We start from the raw sequence: 21,722 nt of genomic DNA, 5'->3' as shown, positions 1-21,722 counted from the left end.
GTCTCCCTTAGTAGCGCCGCAAAGAAACACCATTGCGGAGCCGTTTCTCGAAAAATCTAGATGCGCACGCCCGCTCCACCCGCAATCAAAGGAAAGCGATCGTTAGCTCCAGTCATACACATCATGCAGGAATGCACACTCTATACATTCATTTATATTTGGACTGCAGGATGCCAACACATTGAGCTTCAAAAATGAAGCCCACTAACCCTAGCGGCGCGATACTCTAAGCAGGCGAGATGGATGGCAAAACGCCCTTACGCGCGCCCGGGGCGCGCTTGCCCCTGGGCGATATTTCCAATGAGATAGAAGCGACGCTCTGTGCTCCTTATCTATCCTCAAGAAGCATATGTGCATTTCGCGTGGTCTCGTCATGGCGTGGGAGAGCGACAAGCTTAGGTCGCATTCGTCAAGGCATTTGTCGGAAAGATGGCGAGCAAGCTAGCACACGGCTAAGCCTGCTCCTAGAGTCGCAGACTACAAAGCGCTGTTAACTGCCGAACAGAACGCGCAATCTTGTAGGTCGACCCATCAACCATGATCAGCGCCGTTGCCAATATCCACCTCGCGGCCGGCAGTGACGGTCGACGCGAGACAAAGTGAGAAAGAGTAGCAAACGTTGGTATAGATCGTCGAACGTTTCGATATCGAGAGCTTACTTTCGTACAATGGAGCTTCGGCGACAATCCTTTAATCTTGACCGAGCGTAAGTTGCCTCCGTTCGAGTATGATCTAAGAGGGGACAATTCAAGCTAGAGCTCCTGCGCGGTTTGTACTCGATCGGCAGTCAAAAGCGGAATGTAGCCGGGCGAAGCGATGATGGCTGAAAGAGATCTAACTCACGCTTGTGAATACGGCGGCGATACAGGCGGCCGCGAAAACCGAACTTGACACCTGCTACCATCGGGCAAGCGAATTTCAGGACCGTGTTCCTGTAGGGGAACGTCCGACTCCTTAAACTTGGGCTGCATTGATCGATATGTGTGGAATTGTCGGCATTTTGGGACGTGGTCCGGTCGTTGGGCAGTTGGTCGCCTCGCTCAAGAGATTGGAATATCGTGGCTACGACTCCGCAGGCCTCGCGACTCTCGAAGGTCTCCGTATCGAGCGCCGCCGCGCTGAAGGTAAGCTGAGAAACCTTGAGGAGCAGCTGCGCTATTATCCGCCGTCGGGTCATACAGGCATCGGTCATACCCGCTGGGCGACCCATGGAAGGCCGACCGAGAGCAATGCTCACCCGCATGCGACGGAAAATGTCGCGGTCGTTCATAACGGGATCATTGAGAATTTCCGCGAGCTGCGAGGCGAACTGGAGGGGAATGGAGCCCATTTTAACTCAGAGACAGACACGGAGGTGGTGGCGCATCTCGTCGAATCTTATCTCAAGAAGGGTTACTCGCCGCAGGATGCGGTACAAGCGTCGCTGCCGCGGCTGCGCGGTGCCTTCGCGCTGGCATTCCTTTTCAAGGCCCACGACGATCTTTTGATCGGCGCGCGTAAGGGGTCGCCCCTTGCGATCGGACATGGTAACGGCGAAATGTATCTAGGATCGGACGCGATCGCGCTCGCGCCTTTGACCGACACCATCACCTATCTTGAAGACGGCGACTGGGCCGTGCTTACGCGCACGATGTGCGCGATTTATAGCGTAGACGGATCTGTCGTCGAGCGGGAAACATCAAAGTCTGGCGTATCGTCACTCCTTGTGGACAAAGCGAATTATCGCCACTTCATGGCCAAGGAAATCCACGAACAGCCGACAGTGGCCGGCAAGACATTGGCGCATTATCTTGACACGGCGGCCAAGCGCGTCGCCCTGCCGCTCACATTGCCGTTCGACTTTAAATCCATTCAGCGCATCTCAATTACCGCGTGCGGCACCGCAAGCTATGCCGGGCACATCGCCAAATACTGGTTCGAGCGGCTGGCGCGCTTGCCTGTCGAGATCGATGTAGCGTCCGAGTTCCGCTACAGGGAGGCGCCATTGCGCCGGGGCGATCTCGCGATCGTCATCTCGCAGTCGGGCGAAACCGCTGACACGCTAGCTGCGTTGCGATACGCCAAGGGCCAGGGCGTGCACACGATTTCTGTGGTCAATGTCCCGACGTCGACGATTGCGCGGGAGAGCGAAACCGTTCTGCCGACGCTGGCCGGCCCAGAAATCGGCGTCGCCTCCACCAAGGCATTCATCTGCCAGCTGATGGTATTGGCCGCGCTTGCCGTCGCAGCAGGCAAAGAGCGTGATAAGCTGTCTGAGATCGATGAAACGAAGCTTGTGCGTGAGCTTATCGAAGTGCCGCGGTTGATTGCTGCGGCACTGTTGATTGAACCGCAGATCGAGAAGCTCGCGCGTTATATCGCCGACACAAGGGACGTGCTCTATATCGGTCGTGGCACATCGGCCCCCCTGGCGCTGGAGGGCGCACTCAAGCTGAAGGAAATTGCCTATATCCACTCAGAAGGTTATGCCGCCGGCGAGCTCAAGCACGGACCGATCGCACTGATAGATGAGGCAGTGCCTGTGGTGGTGATCGCGCCTTATGACGAGGTCTTCGAGAAGACCGTCTCGAATATGCAAGAAGTTGCAGCTCGGGGCGGCAAGATCATCCTGATCACCGATTCGAAGGGTGCTTTGGAAGCGACGGTGGACACACTCATGACCATTGTGCTGCCGGAGATGATCGCAAGCTTTACGCCGATGGTCTATGCCATTCCGGTTCAGCTCTTGGCTTACCATACCGCGCTCGTAAGGGGCGCGGACGTGGATCAGCCGCGTAATCTAGCAAAATCGGTGACTGTGGAATGAGGCGGCAGTGTTATATTGGAGCATTTACGCCACTAATGGAGTGGGCGAGCTCAAGGAGAACGATCCCAGTATCAACAGGTCAATGATAGACCAATCCAGCAGGGTCAGTCCTGCTTGCGTCATCATCGTCAATCGACCAACGCCAATGGGGTGAGCGTTACCTTTCGTTCGAGCGGAACGGTCGATAACGGGGGAAATACGCACATTTGGGAGATCCAAGTCGGCTCTCGGTTACCCAGCCTGCTATCTCCTTTGCAGGGCCAAATCAGCCTGAAGCTCGGTGCATAAAAGTGACTCTCTAGCTCATCCCTCCCACCTTGCCGAAGCCGACGAGCAAGTCGGTGCACACAACAGCTTCGGGCCGCTCCGTCGCGGCTTATTCACTGGCCGCGTATACGCGCGACAACGGACTTTTCCCGATTGCCAGCATCCGCCCCATGTTGGGCACGTTGAGCATGCACTTCGACCCTGGCGACGATTGCTTAGGATTTAGCAGTCCAGTTTGCCGCTTCGGCGGGTAGCAGCGGCTCACGCAATCCGGTTGGACCATACGCGCCACCGCGGCCCTCCCAGCTGCTACGTGTCATCAAACGGATTGTTAGAAACTGGACATTCCCGCGCAAGTTCGAGGGCCTAAAATCGAGTGCAGGGCGGCGCCGCACCGGAAGGATGCGGCGCCCCCGACTGTAGCGGCAGGAGAGTACTACTAGTCGTTATATGATCCGGCGACGGCCGACCCGCTCGTATAGCAGGATCGACCAGCCCTGCAGCGACGCGGGATCTGTACGACTGGCAAATCCGGTTGGTGGGCCAGCGATCGCATCGGGTTGCTACGGGGAGCCACAGATCTGGTTGACCAGAAGAACCGCTCCTTATTCCGGGCACGGGATTTGCTGTCCCGCTCCTCGACCGACTGCTGTCGACGCATGTCTGGGAGGGCGGCGCTCGTTTGCAGGCTTGCTGACCACCTCTGCACAGTTTTCGGCCCAGAGCGCGATCAGTTGCACGGCTATGATGGCCATCCGGAAATCGAACTTGCGTTGGCACGCCTCTACGAAGCGACAAAGGAGCAGCGATATCTCACGCTAGCCAATTATTTCGTGGAGCAACGCGGCACGGAGCCACACTTCTACGACATTGAGTACGAGAAGCGCCAGCAATCCTGCGTCCCCAAATCCGACGGCACGCCTTGGATGATAAAAAGCAAAGCGTATAGCCAAGCGCACTTGCCGCTTTCGGAGCAGCGGACTGCAACCGGTCAAGCGGTGCGTTTTGTATACCTGATGACGGCAGTAGCTCATCTCGCGCGTCTGCGCCAGAACGAGCAGCAGCGCCAAACTTGCCTGCGGCTATGGCAAAACATGGTCCAGCGCCAGATCTATATTACCGGAGCCATCGGCTCGCAAGGCGCCGGCGAAGCGTTCAGCAGCGATTACGATTTGCCAAATGATACGGCGTACGCGGAAAGTTGCGCGCTGCTCGAGCACCAGCTTCGAATAGAGGGCGAACAGCCGCTGCTCAATTTGCGTCCGGCTAATCCGGAAGCAAGAGCCCGTGCGGCAAAGATGGGATTCGTCGAGGTTGACGCCGACAACATGGTCCTCGACCCAGAGAAGTCAGACAAGTGGGTAAGGAATAGCGACGGCGAATGGTAGCGAAAAGGCACTGTTGCGCGGTATCTTTCCAAAGCTGACGACAGTGAAGGTAGTGATACCGAGATCCCAGCCGGATGAGATGGACAAGCGATTTTTTGTGACCGCGCCGCCGAGGCCCTCAACATACGATTATGAGGATGATTTTATGTGACCCATGGGATCCCGGTGTTTGCGCCCGATGGAGTAGACTAATCTAGCCTGCTCCGGGCTTCTTGATGTTTATAGCCTTTTCGACTGAGAGTTCCTCTGAGTTGGCTCAGAAGACTGCCCCCAGAGTGCTCCTTGGCCCGGCGGTTGCTGAGTTCTTTGAGCGTTGGAAGTAGGGGGCTCACTGCGCAAGGCAATTGCGGCAATGCTCGCTGCGGCGAGGACCTGCATGGGACGCCGCCAAAGCGCGCCCGGCCGCCGATGGGCCGGGCCTGTTGCGCCGAGCACGTTGGACGGCTTGGAGGCAGAAGTCTTCTACAGAGGACGGCCTACGAAGTAGTAAGCGCGTCGCGCCTGCCGTGAGTCGGTGGGCAAGGAAATGCACAGCGAAGCGGCGCCCGATGGGCAAGACGGCCGGCATGCGTCAACGGACCTAACGACGCCGTGAGCACGAGCATCGTGCAGCGCTCTTTCACCAGAAAAGCCTCAACACAACACGCGAGGCGGTTGTCCTAGGCGAAGCTTCGTTATCATCGTCACTGCAGTCGGGCTGCAAACAGCCAATCTCTTGCTTTGTCGAGCGCTCTCGCGCCAGCTCCACTCTGCAATGGAGTATAGCCTCGATGCAGACAAGTTAAGAAGTGCTTAGGGTCGTCGATTGCTTTGGGCGAGCATTACGTTGAACGTCGACCTACAGAATGAGTCGGGCTAGCGTACTCTTCCGGCCCTCGCAGCGATAACGTTGTTCTGCACCAATGTAGCCGCCCGGCGATAGTCGGTAAAGCATGGACAAGGCAACCAATTGGCCTCTCGCTCTCGTTTTAGAGCAAGTAGCGTGTTTGACCGCGAAGAGGTTGATCGGTGGCGAGATCGACGCGTGGGGCGTTTAGATCGATATCAATTCAAGCCGCAGGTTGATTGCATCAGATGCCGCCTCGGCCGTCATACGCGTTCAGTGCGGTGTCGAGGCACTCGATTAAGGCTTGTCCGGCAAAGGGTTTGGCGAGGAAGCCAATAGCTCCGGCGCGCAGCGCTGACGCGCGCACGCGGTCGTCGGGGAAAGCGGTAATGAAAATGAATGGTGCGTCGTAACCACGTGTCCGCATCTCTGCCAACAGCTCCAGGCCGCTCATAGCCGACATCTGCACATCGGTAATGACACAGGATGTCTCGTCCAATTGCGGGGACCTCAGGAGTTCCTCGGCCGACGCAAATATTTGGGCGATGTAGCCACGCGATTTCAAAAGATTATCTGTCGCCGCACGGACTGAGGCGTCGTCGTCAACGACGGAAATCAAAGGCGTGGGCAAGACGAGCCCTCCTGAAGGAAGAATAGCGGCTGCAAGCATTAGCCACCTTCAGCGAAAAGTGGGCTCGACTGATGAAATTGTAAAATCATACTTGGGTTTGTTCAGGACGATTGGCGCGAATTCCCAGCGTCTCAGTCATTCTGATCAAGTCGGCCAGCGACCGTGCACGCATCTTTTTCATGACGTGTCCCCGGTAGATCTTGACCGTGATCTCGGCGAGCCCAAGCTCGGCGGCTACCTGCTTGTTCATCAGGCCGGCAGCGACCAGTTTCATCACCCCCTGCTCGCGCGGGCTTAAGGTCTCAAATAGAGACTGCAGGTTCGCGACGATCTGCTGAGCCTCCCGTCTTTTGCGATCGCGTTCGGTCGCCGCAACCACGGCATCAAGCAGTTCCTGATCGCGAAACGGTTTGCTGAGAAAATCGACCGCTCCTTCCTTCATGGCTCTGACGGTCATGGGAATGTCGCCATGGCCGGTAATAAAAATGATCGGAACATGTATGTTCAACCTCGCTAGCTCGGTCTGGTAGTCAAGGCCGCTCAAGCCCGGCAGCCGGACATCAAGAACTAGGCAGCTGATAACGTCCGGAATTGTGCTCTGCAGCATTTCGCGAGCCGATCCGAATGCAATGACGTCCAACCCTACCGATTGAAAAAGGTTCGTAAGCGAGCGACGCATGGAAATGTCATCCTCGACGACGAAGACCATCGCCTTTGTCGAGGTCTTGGCGTTGCTGCCTTCACTTGGCGAGTCAAATCGTGCTGTCACGAGACGGCCTCCTTATGCAGCGGCAGGGCAAACTGGAACGTCGCGCCCGGTCCATTTTTGTGGACCATTGACAGTCGTCCTCCATGAGCTTCCACGATCGACCGGCAGATCGAAAGACCCATTCCAAGGCCAGTCGATTTGGTGGTGAAGAAGGGATCCAAGATGCGGTCCGCGTCGTTCTCGGCGATGCCGACGCCGCAATCGGTCACGGCAAGCTGGACGTGCCCCACATCGTCCTTCGACGATTGAATCAGCAGTTCGCGCGTCCGGTCTGTAACTGCGTCCATGGCCTCAATTCCGTTCATCACCAGATTGATGATCACCTGTTGTAGCTGAATCCGATCGCCGAGGATCATAGGCAGCCCTTCCGTCAACTCGGTTCGTAACGTCACTCGGTGACTCACCAGCTCTCGTGTTACCAACGCAATGACGTCCTTAACAACCTCATTGATATCGAGCGGCACCATCTCGATCTCGCCTTTCTTCGCGAGCGCGCGAACACGACGGATTACCTCGCTTGCCCGGATTGCGTCTTCGATGATCCACTCCACCGAAGAGCGCGCGGCGGGAAGATTAGGAGCTTCCCGCCCCATCCAACCGAGGCACGCATCGGCGTTGCTGATAATAGCGGCGAGCGGCTGGTTTATTTCGTGCGCGATCGAAGTTGTCAGCTCTCCTAACGTTGTTACACGCGTCACATGCGCAAGCTCCGCCTGTGCCTTTCGTAGTTCTTGTTCGGCTTGATCGGCGCGAATGGTAGCGGTGATGTCAGTGCTGACGCCACGGTAGCCGAGAAAATTACCCTTTCCATCGAAAAAAGGCTTGCCGCTCGTGCGGACGTAGATCGGAGAACCTGTCCGATTCACGGTGCGGTAGACGAGATCCCGAAACGGAAGATGGGCCTCCAATGTCGCCCGATGCTGCCGCCACTTCTCGGGTTCCTCTTCGACGTCGCACGCAATGTCCCAGCGAAGCAGGCCCATCAATCCTGTCGCCAAAATTCCCGCAGCGCTGGTGTGCTCGGATAAGTGAGTGACCTGATGATCCGGCCCGGTCTCCCAGAGCCAGTCGGAAGCTGTTTCGGCGTAGTCGCGAAAGCGCTGTTCGCTTTCGCGCAGCGCGGCAAGTGTGTTTTCCAGTCGTTCCCTAGCTGCGTGTTGCTCGGTCACATCCATATGTGTTCCGATCAGTTCGCTGACGTTACCATCGCTGCCGACCGCCACGTGCGCAACGGAGTGTATGCGTCTTATCCCGCCATCTGGTAGAAGGATACGAAAGTCATATTCGAACCGTTCCTCCTCGTGTTCAATCGCCTGGCGCTGCACCTCCTGTAACCGTGGCAAGTCTTCCGGATGGATGCGCGATCGAATTGTGTCTATCGAAACCGGCTCTTGTGGGTTAAATCCAAACAGGCGATCGACCTCAGCGGAGCGATAAACGAAATCTAGAGCGTGGACGTCCCAGGACCAGCTGCCTGTGTGAGTGAGATGCTGGGCTTCGGCCAGATAGGCCTCGCTGCGGCGCAGCTGTTGTTCTGCTCGCCTCGCCGCCGTAACATCCGTAGCTGCCCCAACAAACTCGACCTCACCAGAGGCTGTCCTCGTCGCTCGTGCCTGCGCATGGATATGCTTTACCGAGCCGTCCGGTAGCAGAAGCCGGTATTCGTGCTCGAAATCGCTCAGGTCTCGCATCGCGCGATCGATAATTTCCTTAACCGAAGCCCTATCATCTGGATGAGTGCGCTCAACGACGAGCTGCGGCCCCGGCGGCACTGTCTCAGGATCTAATTGGAAAATCCGAAATGTTTCCCTTGACCAGAAGGCTTCGCCCGTGGTGGGGTTCCAGCTGAAGCTGCCTGTGTGACTCAACTCCTGCGCCTGGGCCAAATGTGCTTCGCTCCGCTGGAGGGCAAGTTCCGTCCGCCTTCGCTCCGTGATATCTTCGCAGGCGATAAGGACAATGGGCTGCTCATCGCCCCAGAGCATGGCTTTGGCGTTTTCACGCACCCACAACACCGAGCCGTCCTTCCTGACTTTCTGGACGTCCCACGTGCGCGTTTGTCCGACATCCTCAAGGCACGTCCGAACGCATTCGCGAACGAACGCGCGATCCTCCTCGAGAAATACGTCCAGCACGGATCGACCGATCAGTTCAGCACGAGGATAGCCTAGTTGTGTCGCGCCGAGCGTATTGACGTTGAGGACAATGCCGGCTTCATCGACCATGAAGTACATGGCCGGATTGTGCTCGAAGATGGCGCGCCAGCGTTTTTCGCGATCCTCCAAATCGGCCGCACTCCGCTGAAGCTTGGCCGCAACCACACGCGCAGCCTCTCTTTCCTGGCGGAGCTTTCCGATCAGGTGCGCTCCCGCAATCGAGGCGATAAAGAATGCAACAACCACCGGCAGATCTTGGGGGTCATCGATTCGCAGGCTGAACGCCGGCGGCGCAAAGTAGTAAGCGAGAGCAGCGATGGCTACGATGCAAAGCGCGGACGACGCGATGAAGCTGCCCATCAACGAAAACAGCAATACCACTAACAAATAGGCGAACGCCGTCGCGGCGAAATGCGCGTGAAGGTACAAGCAAGCCAGTGTTACCACGGCCAGCGCTATGCTGCCGAAGGTAAACTGAGGGGCTGAACATTCTAAACTGCTGATCGGGCTACGCATTTTGATGCCGTCCGGCTTGTTCTCCGGCGGGAGACCCATAACATTTTAGGCAAAAATAGGGCAATACTCGGCACCAGCACCCAGCTGGTGAGCGGTTCCGCTCGATTGCTTGGTGGTGAACTGAGCACGCGCCGAGAAAAATTGCATCACAGACGTACGTATAGTTGTCCTAAACCTTTCAATATGGCGCTCTGACACGCCTGCAATCGATGCTCAGATGTCTGCTTTCCTCCGCTGCCGATAACTCCGGGCAGGCGCTCCAGGCTGCAGCCGAGGATAACTCCCTTACCCAGCCGCACGAGGACAGCGGCTGCAGTTCAGTCGAGACGTTGAGCCGGAGCAATCGGCGCCCCTCGCCGAACCGGAAAGAACAAAGACAAGCTGCCGGACCACTCATCTCGCCGGTGCGATCGGTCATGCGGAAAGAAAGCGCAATGGTGATGTGCCGAGATACGAAGGCGAAGTTACGCGAAGCTTTGTATGTCCTAGGGCCATCACGCCTCGGTGCGGAGGACTTGCCTCCGGGTCGTTGGCCGGAATCGAGCGCGCGCAGCGACGCCGAACCGACACTAGCCGTCTGCGAGCCGCCACGGCTCTGTCGAGGTGCCATCTAATCCGTGCTGATCACACACCATCTGATCTAATGCGGCAGCGCGGACCGTAACAAGGGATGATGAGTTGCGTCAGCAAGATCGCAACCACTCGTTGGTCGGACGAGGCAAGCGCAGTGACCGCGCACATGCGATTGTAGGCAAAGCAACACCTAGTTCGTCAGGCTGGACACGTTCTGTCGCAGTCCTATTATCTGGCACGGCAAATGTCGCAGAAGCGTTCAGATGGCCGGACGCTTGACGGTGAAGACGCGCTTGAAAATGACTGTTAAAAAAGCCCCGACTCTTTTGCTCGGCGGGCTCTTCAGGGCGGCTGCCGGGGGCGAGGCGGGGCAAGGGCTGCGCACTGGAGATCGCGCGTGAAAGTTCCGGCTCGTGTCAAGTCAGCTGTCTCGATTCGAACTACGAGAAATGTCGCTGCGCTCGCATTCGACGCGTCTTTGAATGGCGGCGGTTAGGATCCGGGACTATCTCATCGTGTGTCGATAGTGGTGGAAACGTTGGGCTGGTTGAGCCGAGCTTGCAGCGTCGCGTGCTCGAGCTCGTCCTCCCACCAGGACACGAACACTGCGGCGATGCCATTGCCGGTGATGTTAGTAAGGGCGCGCACCTCGCTCATGAACTTGTCGATCGAAAATACGATTGCCATACCCGGCACCAGCGCTGGGTTGACCACCGACAACGTCGCAGCGAGCGTGATGAAGCCCGCGCCGGTGACGCCGCTTGCTCCCTTCGACGTTAGCATTGCCACGAGCAGGATCGTGAGCTGCTGGCCAAAGGTGAGATCGACCCCGAGTGCCTGGGCAATGAACAATGTCGCAAGTGTCATATAGATATTGGTGCCGTCGAGGTTGAAGGAGTAGCCAGTTGGCACCACCAGGCCGACCACGGGCTTGGAGCAGCCCAGCCGTTCCAGCTTCTCCATTAATTGCGGCAGCGCGCTTTCAGAGGACGATGTGCCGAGCACGATCAGAATCTCGTCCTTGATATAGACAATGAACTTGAAGATTGAAAAGCCGACGAGGCGCGCGATCAAACCGAGCACCACCACGACAAATAACGCCGCCGTCGCGTAAAACAGCGCGATCAGACCGATCAAATTGCCGAGTGCTGCCGGCCCGAACTTGCCGATAGTGAAGGCCATGGCCGCGAAGGCGCCGATCGGAGCCGCTTTCATGATGATAGCGATCACGCCGAACACCGCATGCGCGACGTCGTCAATCATGCCTCGCAGCCGCTCCCCACGGTTTCCCAACGCCATCAGCGAAAAGCCGAATAGGATCGCGAACAGGAGAACCTGCAGAACATCGCCGCGGGCGAAGGCGCCGACCACGGTATCGGGAATGATGTTGAGAAAGAAATCGACGGTCTTCGAGGCTTCCGCCTGCTTGACGTAACTGGCGACCGCCGCAGCATCCGGCTTGACCGCAAGGCCATGACCGATTTGGACCAGATTGCCCATAAGAAGGCCCAACACCAAGGCAAAGCTGGAGACGATCTCGAAATAGACCAGCGCCTTGACGCCGACGCGCCCGACTTTCTTCGCATCCTGAATATGCGCAATACCAGATGTGACGGTGCAGAAAATAATCGGCGCGATCACCATCTTGATAAGCTTGATAAACCCGTCACCGAGCGCCTTGACCCAGTCGTTGGTCGCGACAGACGGCCATAGGCAACCGACCATGGCGCCAATCAAGATCGCGATAAGCACCTGCACGTAGAGAATCTTATACCAAGCTTGCGACGCGCGTGCGGGCGCCGCAGTTGCCATGGTGGTCATTGACGCTTCCTTCCCGAATATACTCGAATGTGGGCCGCCGCGTCATTGAGAGACGACAGCGTCATACGAGACTCATCATTTTTAGCCGTGTCCGATTGAAGACGGTTCCGAGAGCCGGTGGCGTCGTTCCAAAGGCAGGCGTTTAGTTGCGTTATCCTTTGTCGTTAAGCAAGATGTGCACCAGTTGCCAAAAGTGCGCCCGATTAAGCAGTCTCGGACAAACCGTCTGTCTCCGGGCGGCACCGGTTTGAGTGCTCGGCTCGCGTTCGCAAGGTCGAACAAAAATGCAGCGAGACGCGTAATTGATCGGCTGAGCGCATTAGCGGAGTCCCGTCTCGGGATGGAAGCCCGAGCGTGATCGATATGCGCCAACTGCTGAGATGGATGCAACAGTAGAGGACATTGGTAAAATTGATAGTTTGGATTGTACTCATCCACGCGATGGAAGCCTGGTTTGGGAGCTCGATTGCGCGGCGTAATTTTGAATCGATGCACGGCCTTGTCGCTAGCGGCAAAGCTCGTTCGTGCACGAGGCATTTGTCTCCAGGCCTGTGCCAACGCTACGCATTAGGCAGATTGATCGAGAGGCGGCCTTCGCTCTCGGCCCCTCAGCGCCTTTTGCCGCGTCGCAGAAGCAGCGTCACGATGATTACTCAGCTAGATCCTTTGTGCTCTGCCAAAGGGCAGGCTCACTGCGACCCTTTCCATTACCGGCCCGGCGAGTGCGGCGTTTGAGCCACCGACAAACCACATAGGCATCTCTGGTGGCGTCAAATTCTGCCGTTCCGTTGCGCGGCCGTCGCTGTCTACTCGGCAACAGAGATGCCAGAAATCTGACATAGCGTTAGGTCCACGCCACAGTGACGTCGAAGTCTGTGCGAATTTCCCCCATGTTGCGCGTAGCACGCCCCGCAGTTCGGCCGCGGCATAGGAATTGCTGATTTCAAACGAGGAAGGTGCCGCCGTCAGATGGATGGAAGCGGCCCTGTCACAGGAGTTGCCGATGAGACTTGCGACGCTGCTCTTGCTCGTAGAGACGACGCGCGTGAATGTGGCGGCCGCCATGAAGTGCGGCGCGACTAAAAGGCCATCCGCGCCACATACCTGGGCGAGCCGGACGTGCAGGCGATCACCGGGCCCGTAAGACGACCTGCTTTCACTCTTGGGCTGACGCACATGGATGTCTTTTCGACAGAGATTGCGCAATCCGTTGCGCTCACGATTGAGCTCGCCAGCGTAACGACCGTGATCCTCCTCGTGATTGGTGTGCCCCTCGCTTGGTGGCTAGCGCGCTCAAAGACGCTTTTGAGCGAGGCGGTGACGACGATGATCGCCCTGCCGCTAGTGCTACCGCCGACGGCTCTCGGCTTTTGCTTACTCGTATTGCTCGGCCCAGACGGACCGGGTGGCGTTCTCGCCTCTTTGTGGGGCGAGCGCTCGCTCGCTTTTACCTTCGTGGGAATTGTGATCGGATCGGTCCTCTCGGCGCTGCCGTTGGTGGTGCAGCCGATCCGTAACGCCTTTGTTGCGATAGGAGATCGCCAGTTGGAAACTACCGGGCGCGTTTCGTCGTTGTATGCCCTCATTACCATCAAGGGGCCGCGGGCGCGATTGGAGTTTGTTAAAGCCGCCGTGGTTGGCTTTTCTCATACGATCGGCACATTCGGCGTCGTGATGATGATCGGCGGCAACATCCCTGGGCGCACCAAGGTTTTGTCAGCCTACGTCGTAGACTACGTCCAAGCATCGCGCTGGCGCGAGGCGAGTGTGGTTGCCGGCGGTATGGTGTTGTTCGCCTTTGCGGCAATCTTCACCTTAGCCCACATCGACAGACACTGTGCCAGGAGAGGCACCGAACCGTCTTAGGTTAACCGGCTGGACATATCCGATCACGACCGAGCAGCAGTATTGCAAACCGGATCCATCAATCCTTGCGAGGCTACAATGAACAAGCTTATTATGGCCGCTGCGGCTGCTGGAATCGGCTTCAATTCAGTGCACCCCGCGCCTCTGCCCGAAGCGACGGCCCACGACGTCGGCTTTTCTCAGCAGCGCCTCACCAAGCTCGACGAGTTCTTCGCTCGCGAAATCGCTAGTAAACGCGTGCCGGGTGCGGTAGTGGCAATCGCCAGGGACGGCAGGTTGATTCACTACAAGGCGTATGGGCAACTCGATCCTGCAAAAGGAAAGTCGATGCGGCTCGACGCGATGTTCGCGCTTGCGTCTATGACCAAGCCGATGGTGGCCGTTGCGGGACTTATCCTCATGGAGCAAGGTCGCCTGCCTCTACGGGCCAGGCTTACGGATTACTACCCGGAATTCGCAAACATGAAGGTGGGAGTGCCACAGCATGACGGCTCATTGGAATTTCAAACGCAGAGTTCTCCGATCTACATCCACGATCTCTATCGCCACACATCCGGACTCACCTACGGCGTGCCCCCCGACAGCTCAGACCAAGTGGCGCGTCTCTATCCCGATTTCGCCGCTCCGCCACTAAGGGGCGATAAGCAGGCGTTCATCGAAACCATTACCAAGCTGCCGCTAGCGCACCAACCGGGTACGGAATTCGAATACGGCTTCTCGACCGATGTGCTGGGAGCTGTCGTGGAACAGGTCAGCGAACAGCGATTGGGCGACTATCTTGCCAGCAATCTGTGGAAGCCCATCGAGATGCAGGATGCCACTTTCCATTTGTCTGAATCGCAACGCGAACGCCTCGCTCATCCATTTCCAGCCGACCCGCTTACGGGAAAGCCACAAGACATCGAGCTCCTCGAAAGTTCGACGAAGTTTGACTGCGGGGGAGCCTGCGCATTTGCGACAGTCGGTGACTACGTGCGCTTTGGACAAATGCTGCTCAACGGCGGGGAGCTCGATGGGCAGCGCATTCTCGGTCCGAAGACGGTGCGCCACATGATTTCCGACCACCTCGGGGCAGAGATCAAAAATAAGGTCGCCAATGTGGAGGCGCACCGTGCCGGCTTCGGCTTCGGGCTCGGAGTAGCTGTACGTATAAACGAGGGTCTCTCGGCGGTTCCGGGCAGTCAAGGTGAGTTCACTTGGACTGGCGCCTACGGGACACAATTTTTCTGCGACCCCAAGGAGCGTCTCGTCGTGGTGGTCGGAACGGCAGCACCCGGAGAAATCCGGAAGTATTACCGCGAACAAGTCCAATATATCGTCTATGCTGCAATAATCCGATAATCCGCTTTCGGCCGAAAGGCTCGGCCAGCCGTTTGGGGTGGTCGGCAGACGTGCTGCTACGCATCGATGTCGACTGAAGTCGGCGCCGTTACCTGATATCCGCGTTTGGCGCGGGTCGCGCCAGTGCTTCAACAACGAGATTGCCTCCGCTATCGCGAAGAAGCGATGCGCCAAGCTGATCGCGAATTGCTATCGATCGGCTCGCGCGACGAGCGCTCCTGTGATAGCTCTGCAGGCTCTCGCTTACGATCCTGCAGCGATGCCGTGCGGCGCGGCACTTTAAATCAAAGGCAGATTGGATCGATCAGACCTAAAAAGCGACGGCGGTGTGCGCACCGCGGTTCGCCTTCGTCGCTCGACAGGCGCTTTGGTACAGACTGCTTTCGCGGTTGCGACTATGAGCGGATTAACGCCCCATTGGTCAGCAATCGGCAAGTCTGATTAGCACTGGAGGGCAGGTCGGTGCCGGTCAACCTCACCAATTCCATTGAACGAACGGCACGACGCGTGAGTGTCGCGGTCGTGCAAACGTGAGCAAGACGTAGTCGCCGTGCAGTGGTGAAACATCGTGCTGCTCTGTTGAAGCGCTCACATGGACGTCCAAAACCGGACACCATTGGCATGACACATCAATCGCGCAGCTTGTGGTTCGCTGGCTGCTTTCGACAGTCCGCAAATCCCGAAGCGGTGACATGGTATCTGTCAAGTGTTTCGCTTCGGTGGCTTGGTTCTTGCTGAACGTCAGTAATTCGTTATGGCCGACGACAACTCACATGGAACGCTTCATGGGTGGTGCAACGGAAACGTTCTACAGCGTGATCAGACGTCAGGGTATGACGCGCCGTAGTTTCCACAAATTCTGCAGTTTGACTGCAGCGAGCTTGGGACTTGGTCCGCTCGCCGCAAGCAGTATTGCCAACGCCCTGGAGACCAAACCGCGTTTGCCGGTTATTTGGCTGCACGGGCTCGAGTGTACCTGCTGCTCGGAAAGCTTTATCCGCTCGGCCCATCCCTTGATCAAGGACGCGCTGCTGTCGATGATTTCGCTCGACTATGACGATACGATCATGGCGGCGGCGGGACTCCAGGCCGAAGCCATCTTGGAGGAAACTCGTGCCAAGTACAGAGGCAGGTATGTGCTCGCCGTCGAAGGCAATCCACCGCTGAACGAGGGTGGCATGTTCTGCATTGACGGCGGCAAGCCGTTCGTTGAAAAGCTCAGGTCCATGGCGGAAGAGTCCATGGCGATCATCGCTTGGGGCACGTGTGCGTCTTGGGGATGCGTGCAAGCGGCCAAGCCCAATCCAACTGGCGCGGCGCCGATCGATAAGGTGATCACCAACAAGCCGATCATGAAAGTGCCCGGGTGCCCGCCTATCGCAGAGGTCATGAGTGGCCTCGTGACTTTCATCACCACGTTCGGAGAGCTTCCGGAGCTCGATCGCCAAGGGCGCCCAAGTATGTTCTATTCCGAGCGCATTCACGACAAGTGCTATCGGCGTTCCCATTTCGACGCTGGCCAATTCGTCGAAGAGTGGGACGATAAGTACGCACGCAAAGGCTATTGCCTGTACAAGATGGGCTGCAAGGGACCAACCACCTACAATGCCTGTTCGGCCCTTCGATGGAACGGCGGCGTTTCATTTCCGATTCAATCCGGCCACGGCTGCTTTGGCTGCTCCGAAGACGGCTTCTGGGATAAGGGGTCATTTTACGACCGACTCACAACCATCAAGCAATTCGGGATCGAGGAGAACGCCGACCAGATCGGCATGGCGGCTGCCGGCGTAGTTGGGCTAACCGTCGCTGCCCATGCGGCGGTCACCGCCGTGAAGCGGTTGACCCACAAGCCGGATCGCGCAGCCCACAAAAGCAAACCGAGTTGAGGAGGGGGCGACGGTGGCCGTCCAGACACCGAATGGGTTCAATCTTGATCGTTCAGGCAGGCGAATCGTCATCGATCCGCTGACGCGGATCGAAGGCCACCTGCGTGTCGAAGCCAATCTCGATTCCGACAATGTGATCCGCAATGCGGTCTCAAGCGGGACGATGTGGCGTGGCATCGAAGTCATCCTGCGCGGGCGCGATCCTCGCGACGCCTGGGCGTTCACCGAGCGGATTTGCGGGGTCTGCACCGGCACCCATGCGCTCACCTCCGTGCGCGCGGTTGAAAATGCACTAGGAATTGCGATTCCCGAGAATGCCAATTCGATCCGCAACATCATGCAGCTGTGCCTGCTCGTGCATGATCACCTCGTACATTTCTATCACCTGCACGCGCTGGATTGGGTCGACGTGGTCTCCGCGCTCAAGGCCGATCCCAAGTCGACCTCGGCGCTCGCGCAGTCTATCTCGCCCTGGCCGCTGTCGTCCCCTGGTTATTTTAAGGATTTGCAGATCCGGCTCACCAAATTCTTCGGATCAGGGCAACTCGGTCCGTTCAAGAATGGCTATTGGGGGCATCCGGCCTACAAGCTGCCACCGGAAGCGAACCTGATGGCTGTAGCGCATTATCTGGAAGCGCTGGATTTCCAGAAGGAGATCGTCAAGATCCAAGCTATCTATGGTGGTAAGAACCCGCATCCGAACTGGCTGGTCGGCGGCGTGCCCTGCGCGATCAACATCGACGGACCCGGTGCGGTGGGTGCGATCAATATGGAGCGACTGAACATCGTGGCCTCGATCATCGAGCGCTCGATCGAGTTTGTCGAGCAGGTCTACCTGCCCGACATTGCCGCGATCTGCTCGTTCTATAAGGACTGGCTCCATGGCGGCGGACTTTCAAGCAAGAGCGTGATGTCCTATGGCGACATCCCCGAAAACGCAAATGACTGTTCCGCCAAAAGTTTCAAGCTGCCGCGAGGGGTCATTCTTGGTGGCAATCTCAAGGAGATACTGCCGATCGACCATGGTGATCCCGAGCAGATCCAGGAATTCGTCGCGCATTCATGGTACAAATACCCCAGTGATTGCTGCGGGCTGCATCCCTGGGACGGTATCACCGAGCCGCATTTTGAACTTGGGCCAAAACTCAAAGGCAGCAAGACAGATATTAAGGAACTCGACGAAGGCGGCAAGTATTCCTGGATCAAAGCGCCGCGCTGGCGCGGCCACGCCATGGAGGTCGGGCCGTTGGCGCGATACATCATCGGTTATGCGCAAGGCAAAGCCGAGTTCAAGGAGCCGGCCGAGAGACTGCTCAAGGGGCTCAATCTTCCCCTGACTGCGCTGTTCTCGACGCTTGGTCGTACTGCGGCGCGGGCGCTCGAATGCCAGTGGGCGGCGCATCAGATGCGTTATTTCCAGGATAAGCTGGTAATCCACATCAAGGCAGGCAATACGGCAACTGCCGATGTGAGCAGGTGGAAGCCCGAAAGCTGGCACAAGGAGGCCAAGGGCTACGGGTTCAGTGAGGCCCCGCGCGGTGCGCTTGGGCACTGGATCAAGATCAAGGGCGCCAAGATCGACAATTATCAATGTGTCGTGCCGACGACGTGGAACGGATCTCCTCGCGATCCCAAGGGCAATATTGGCGCTTTCGAAGCCTCCCTAATCGGTACACCGATGGTCGATCCGCAGCGGCCGCTGGAGATCTTGCGCACGATCCATTCCTTTGATCCGTGCTTGGCTTGCTCGACCCACGTGATGAGTCCTGACGGCCAGGAAGTGGCCTCAATCAATGTTCGGTAACGACATGCTGGACAGAGCTCGGAAGCTCTTTGCCGCCGTCGATGCGAAACCCACTGAACGGAGCATCGGCATTGCCATCAGTTACGCGCCGGTGCGACTGTGGCATTGGGTTAATGCGGCAGCCATACTGATGCTGAGTTTAACCGGCTATGTCATTGGAACCGGGACACCGGCGATGTCGGGAGAGGCAAGCGGCAATTTCCTGTTCGGCTATATCCGCTTTGCCCATTTCTCGGCGGGATATGTGCTCAGTATCGGCTTTCTTCTGCGGATCTACTGGGCTTTAATCGGAACCGCGCATGCCATGCAGATCTTTTGGGTGCCGCTCTGGCGCAAGTGCTTTTGGCGAGAGGTGTACCACGAGATTCGCCGGTATGCGTTCCTTACAGTTGAGCCCGAGAGGCGCGTCGGGCCGAACCGTCTTGCTCAGCTCGCGATGTTCTTCATGTTTACGCAGACGATCACGTTCATGGTCGTCACAGGCTTTGCACTTTATGGGCAAGGTGCCGGTACCGACAGCTGGCAGTACAAGCTGTTCGGCTGGGTATTTTCAATTTCGCCGAACAGTCAGGACGTCCATACTTGGCATCATCTCGGCCTGTGGGTGATCGTGACCTTTGCGCTGGTCCATATCTACGCGGTGGTCCGGGAAGACTCATGTCGCGCCGGAGCATCTCTTCTGTGATATCGGGTGAGCGCGGGTTTCGCGATTGACTGGGAAGCGGATGCTGAATCCGAAAGACAAGAAAAGGATCCTGGTGCTCGGCATCGGCAATATCCTGTGGGCCGACGAGGGATTCGGCGTGCGGGTGGTCGAGGAGTTTCATCGCCGCTACGCCACCGATGACAACGTAACCGTCCTCGATGGCGGCACACAGGGGCTCTACCTCGTCAGTTTTCTCGAGCAGGCCGATTGCCTGATCGTGTTCGATGCCATCGACTATGGATTGCTGCCCGGGCAGTTGAAGCTTGTGCGAGATGACGAAGTGCCAAAATTTACCGCCGCCAAGAAGGTGAGCCTGCATCAGACCGGCTTTCAGGAGGTCTTGAGTGCGGCCGATCTGCTTGGCCGCCGCCCGCGAGAGCTCGCTCTCATCGGCTGTCAGCCGCTGGACCTGGAGCACTGGGGCGGTCCGCTGACCGCCCCGGTACGCCTCCAGATTGCGCCTGCGATTGAACTGGCTTGCAAACTCCTGGCGCAGTGGGACTCGCCGGCAAAGCCGCGGACCGCGCCGCTGCCTGCATCAGAACGGCTGTTGGCGAACAATATCGACCATGCAAACTATGAGATCGGGGCGCAGCCGATCTAGCGGCCCGAGACTGACCATGTGCCTTGGCTTGCCAATGACGATTGTCGAGACCGACGGCATCACGGCGCTGTGCGAGTATGGCAATGAACGGCGGCGCGTCTCGGTCATGCTGCTCTCCGACGCCTCGGCCGGCGCCAAGGTGCTCGTTCATATCGACAGCGCGGTGCGGCTTTTGACCGAAAATGAAGCGAGGCTGATCTCGGAAGCACTTGACGGGCTTAAGGCCAGCCTCAACGGCCAGGACTGCGATCGCTTCTTTGCCGACTTGATCGGTCATGAGCCGCAATTGCCGGAGCACCTACGCTAGCAGTTCCGCTCGCCGGGCCCAGTCGCACGTAACCTTGCATCGAAAATGTCAGGCTTCGAGCCGTTGCTTCGAGCGCGGGTCGCGGCCAGACGGTGATTGGCATACGCCTTGCTAATACCCTGCTAGCAGAACCGAACATTATCAGGAAGGCGTGTGATGAAGTTGCAGCCGACGGAGCATGGTCTTGCGCGGCCCGCTTCGTACGACGTGGAGGGCGTCAGCGTCGATGCGCGCCTGGTCGTGCACGCTCCCGTGAGGACGGCCGTGATGCAGCTGCCGGCGGTCGATCCCCTATATTTGCTCCGGATCATCCACGTCGCACTCCTACTTCCTAAGATGGTCAAGGCGTTTCGGCGGCGCCTGCAAGGTGAAGTGCCTGCGCGCGGCGTAGGTGACGAACTGGTTGAGTGGCTCGGCCGCGTCGCGGTACCGATGGTTCGGCCACACGCCGGCAGCGCTTGTGTCGGCAAGTGCATTGCCTCTCGATACAGCCAACGGAACATCGCATCATGAAAACAGCGATCCGCGTTGTATCCGCCGACGCCGACGGGGCGGCGAGTGACCTTGCTACGGGCTCTGGAAGTCTCGATGTATTCTATAGCGGGTTGACGAGCGCTCGTGCGCTCGCCAAGCGCGCTTGGCGCGACGGCGACGAGCTTGCAAGGAACTATCCAAATGCCATGGCGCTATTATCGAATGCCGCTGCTGCCGTTGGCAGCCAGAGAAGCTGCGCTCGGACACAACTGTACGGACTCGCGAATCTCAGCGATCCCGAGCGCAAGCTGATTGGCGAAGTGCTCGGAGAAGGTGAGGTCGCCGGCGTGGTTGCGCTGCCAGATGGCTCTTTCGCGCAAATCCGGGAGTCCGTGCTTGCGGGAATCTGGCGCGTGCGCATCGGGAGCGAGCCGGCGAACGAATATCTTGAGGTCGGAGCGATCCCGCAGATTGTCCGGCGCGCCGCAACTGACCTGACGTCTGCCGATCTTGCGATTGGCGCGGCGCCGGACGGCGCGATGAACGTGCAACCGGTGCTCGCCGAAATACGCGAGCGGGCGCGCGTCTGGAGCTTTGGCATGCGCACGCATGTCATCAATCTCACCTTGCTGCCGATGAGCGTTATCGACCTGACATTCCTGCAGCAAAGCGTGGGCAATGGCCCGGTCCAACTCATCTTCCGTGGCTACGGCACGTGCCGAGTGCAGGCGACCGGGATCAGGAACGTCTGGTCGGTGCAGTTCTTCAGTTCTACGGACAATATCATCCTTGATACGCTGGAGGTCGGCGGCGTGCCGATTGTTGCGTTGGCTGCCGACGAAGATTTCCAGGACTCGGCCGAGCGCATGCAGGAAATTATTAAGGCGTATTTCACATGAAGAGCTTGGAGAATGTTCGGCGTCGAGTGGGATCCCGTAGACGGCGCGGGCGCAGCGACCGCCGGCATACCTCGCGCAGGAT

Annotated in this window: 14 protein-coding genes and 1 pseudogene; 11 read left to right on the top strand and 4 right to left on the bottom strand. The window is 58.0% G+C overall.

The window, feature by feature from the left end; all coding sequences use genetic code 11:
- Positions 1 to 979 precede the first annotated feature (979 nt).
- Both glmS and GGD63_RS17110 read left to right on the top strand, forming a co-directional pair.
- The gene (gene glmS, locus GGD63_RS17115) at positions 980 to 2,806 is read left to right on the top strand and encodes a glutamine--fructose-6-phosphate transaminase (isomerizing) (protein ID WP_183244234.1); all 1,827 of its coding nucleotides are present in this window, start codon (positions 980 to 982) and stop codon (positions 2,804 to 2,806) included.
- A gap of 1,001 nt (positions 2,807 to 3,807) precedes the next feature.
- The gene (locus tag GGD63_RS17110) at positions 3,808 to 4,461 is read left to right on the top strand and encodes a beta-L-arabinofuranosidase domain-containing protein (protein WP_409334074.1); all 654 of its coding nucleotides are present in this window, start codon (positions 3,808 to 3,810) and stop codon (positions 4,459 to 4,461) included.
- Between the two features lie 1,070 nt (positions 4,462 to 5,531).
- On the opposite strand, the gene GGD63_RS17105 is transcribed toward GGD63_RS17110, so the two are convergent.
- The 4 genes from GGD63_RS17105 to dctA form a co-directional block, all read right to left on the bottom strand.
- Positions 5,532 to 5,918 (bottom strand): response regulator transcription factor, encoded by a 387-nt coding sequence (locus GGD63_RS17105; RefSeq protein WP_246785527.1) that lies wholly within the window; start codon positions 5,916 to 5,918, stop codon positions 5,532 to 5,534.
- An 85-nt stretch (positions 5,919 to 6,003) separates the two neighbouring features.
- A complete protein-coding gene (locus GGD63_RS17100) occupies positions 6,004 to 6,687 on the bottom strand; it encodes a response regulator transcription factor (RefSeq protein ID WP_409334073.1) in 684 nt (227 codons plus the stop codon).
- Positions 6,684 to 9,359: a PAS domain-containing protein gene (locus tag GGD63_RS17095; protein ID WP_183243947.1), complete on the bottom strand. Its 2,676-nt coding sequence runs from the start codon at positions 9,357 to 9,359 to the stop codon at positions 6,684 to 6,686. The genes GGD63_RS17100 and GGD63_RS17095 overlap by 4 nt, the downstream gene beginning before the upstream one ends.
- A 1,083-nt stretch (positions 9,360 to 10,442) precedes the next feature.
- Positions 10,443 to 11,753: a C4-dicarboxylate transporter DctA gene (gene dctA / locus GGD63_RS17090; RefSeq protein WP_183243945.1), complete on the bottom strand. Its 1,311-nt coding sequence runs from the start codon at positions 11,751 to 11,753 to the stop codon at positions 10,443 to 10,445.
- Between the two features lie 1,176 nt (positions 11,754 to 12,929).
- Here dctA and GGD63_RS17085 point away from each other — a divergent pair.
- The 9 genes and pseudogenes from GGD63_RS17085 to GGD63_RS17045 all read left to right on the top strand — a co-directional run bounded on the left by GGD63_RS17085 (position 12,930) and on the right by GGD63_RS17045 (position 21,640).
- The gene (locus GGD63_RS17085; RefSeq protein ID WP_183244230.1) at positions 12,930 to 13,619 is read left to right on the top strand and encodes a molybdenum ABC transporter permease; all 690 of its coding nucleotides are present in this window, start codon (positions 12,930 to 12,932) and stop codon (positions 13,617 to 13,619) included.
- A 78-nt stretch (positions 13,620 to 13,697) separates the two neighbouring features.
- A complete protein-coding gene (locus GGD63_RS17080; protein ID WP_183243944.1) occupies positions 13,698 to 14,960 on the top strand; it encodes a serine hydrolase in 1,263 nt (420 codons plus the stop codon).
- A gap of 785 nt (positions 14,961 to 15,745) precedes the next feature.
- Positions 15,746 to 16,846, top strand: a complete 1,101-nt coding sequence (locus tag GGD63_RS17075) for a hydrogenase small subunit (RefSeq protein ID WP_183244226.1) — start codon at positions 15,746 to 15,748, stop codon at positions 16,844 to 16,846.
- Positions 16,847 to 16,859: 13 nt separating this feature from the next.
- Positions 16,860 to 18,650, top strand: a complete 1,791-nt coding sequence (locus GGD63_RS17070; RefSeq protein ID WP_100233595.1) for a nickel-dependent hydrogenase large subunit — start codon at positions 16,860 to 16,862, stop codon at positions 18,648 to 18,650.
- 4 nt (positions 18,651 to 18,654) lie between these two features.
- Positions 18,655 to 19,364, top strand: a pseudogene (cybH, locus tag GGD63_RS17065) (Ni/Fe-hydrogenase, b-type cytochrome subunit).
- 11 nt (positions 19,365 to 19,375) lie between these two features.
- A complete protein-coding gene (locus GGD63_RS17060) occupies positions 19,376 to 19,960 on the top strand; it encodes a HyaD/HybD family hydrogenase maturation endopeptidase (protein WP_183243943.1) in 585 nt (194 codons plus the stop codon).
- A 16-nt stretch (positions 19,961 to 19,976) separates the two neighbouring features.
- Positions 19,977 to 20,267, top strand: a complete 291-nt coding sequence (locus tag GGD63_RS17055; RefSeq protein WP_183243942.1) for a HypC/HybG/HupF family hydrogenase formation chaperone — start codon at positions 19,977 to 19,979, stop codon at positions 20,265 to 20,267.
- 156 nt (positions 20,268 to 20,423) lie between these two features.
- Positions 20,424 to 20,780, top strand: a complete 357-nt coding sequence (locus tag GGD63_RS17050; protein WP_183243941.1) for a hypothetical protein — start codon at positions 20,424 to 20,426, stop codon at positions 20,778 to 20,780.
- Positions 20,777 to 21,640, top strand: a complete 864-nt coding sequence (locus GGD63_RS17045; RefSeq protein WP_183243940.1) for a hydrogenase expression/formation protein — start codon at positions 20,777 to 20,779, stop codon at positions 21,638 to 21,640. Before GGD63_RS17050 ends, GGD63_RS17045 begins: the two co-directional genes overlap by 4 nt.
- Positions 21,641 to 21,722: the final 82 nt, after the last annotated feature.

Source organism: Bradyrhizobium sp. cir1 (assembly GCF_014198245.1).
Classification (GTDB): Bacteria; Pseudomonadota; Alphaproteobacteria; order Rhizobiales; family Xanthobacteraceae; genus Bradyrhizobium.
Note: the sequence above shows the minus strand (reverse complement) of the source record. Positions and strands in the feature narration are given on the sequence as shown.

Excerpts from the sequence above, each read along its gene's own strand:
- glmS (WP_183244234.1), top strand. The coding sequence starts at position 980 with ATGTGTGGAATTGTCGGCATTTTGGGACGTGGTCCGGTCGTTGGGCAG.
- GGD63_RS17095 (WP_183243947.1), bottom strand. The coding sequence starts at position 9,359 with ATGCGTAGCCCGATCAGCAGTTTAGAATGTTCAGCCCCTCAGTTTACC.
- dctA (WP_183243945.1), bottom strand. The coding sequence starts at position 11,753 with ATGACCACCATGGCAACTGCGGCGCCCGCACGCGCGTCGCAAGCTTGG.
- GGD63_RS17085 (WP_183244230.1), top strand. The coding sequence starts at position 12,930 with ATGGATGTCTTTTCGACAGAGATTGCGCAATCCGTTGCGCTCACGATT.
- GGD63_RS17080 (WP_183243944.1), top strand. The coding sequence starts at position 13,698 with ATGAACAAGCTTATTATGGCCGCTGCGGCTGCTGGAATCGGCTTCAAT.
- GGD63_RS17075 (WP_183244226.1), top strand. The coding sequence starts at position 15,746 with ATGGGTGGTGCAACGGAAACGTTCTACAGCGTGATCAGACGTCAGGGT.
- GGD63_RS17060 (WP_183243943.1), top strand. The coding sequence starts at position 19,376 with ATGCTGAATCCGAAAGACAAGAAAAGGATCCTGGTGCTCGGCATCGGC.
- GGD63_RS17055 (WP_183243942.1), top strand. The coding sequence starts at position 19,977 with ATGTGCCTTGGCTTGCCAATGACGATTGTCGAGACCGACGGCATCACG.
- GGD63_RS17050 (WP_183243941.1), top strand. The coding sequence starts at position 20,424 with ATGAAGTTGCAGCCGACGGAGCATGGTCTTGCGCGGCCCGCTTCGTAC.
- GGD63_RS17045 (WP_183243940.1), top strand. The coding sequence starts at position 20,777 with ATGAAAACAGCGATCCGCGTTGTATCCGCCGACGCCGACGGGGCGGCG.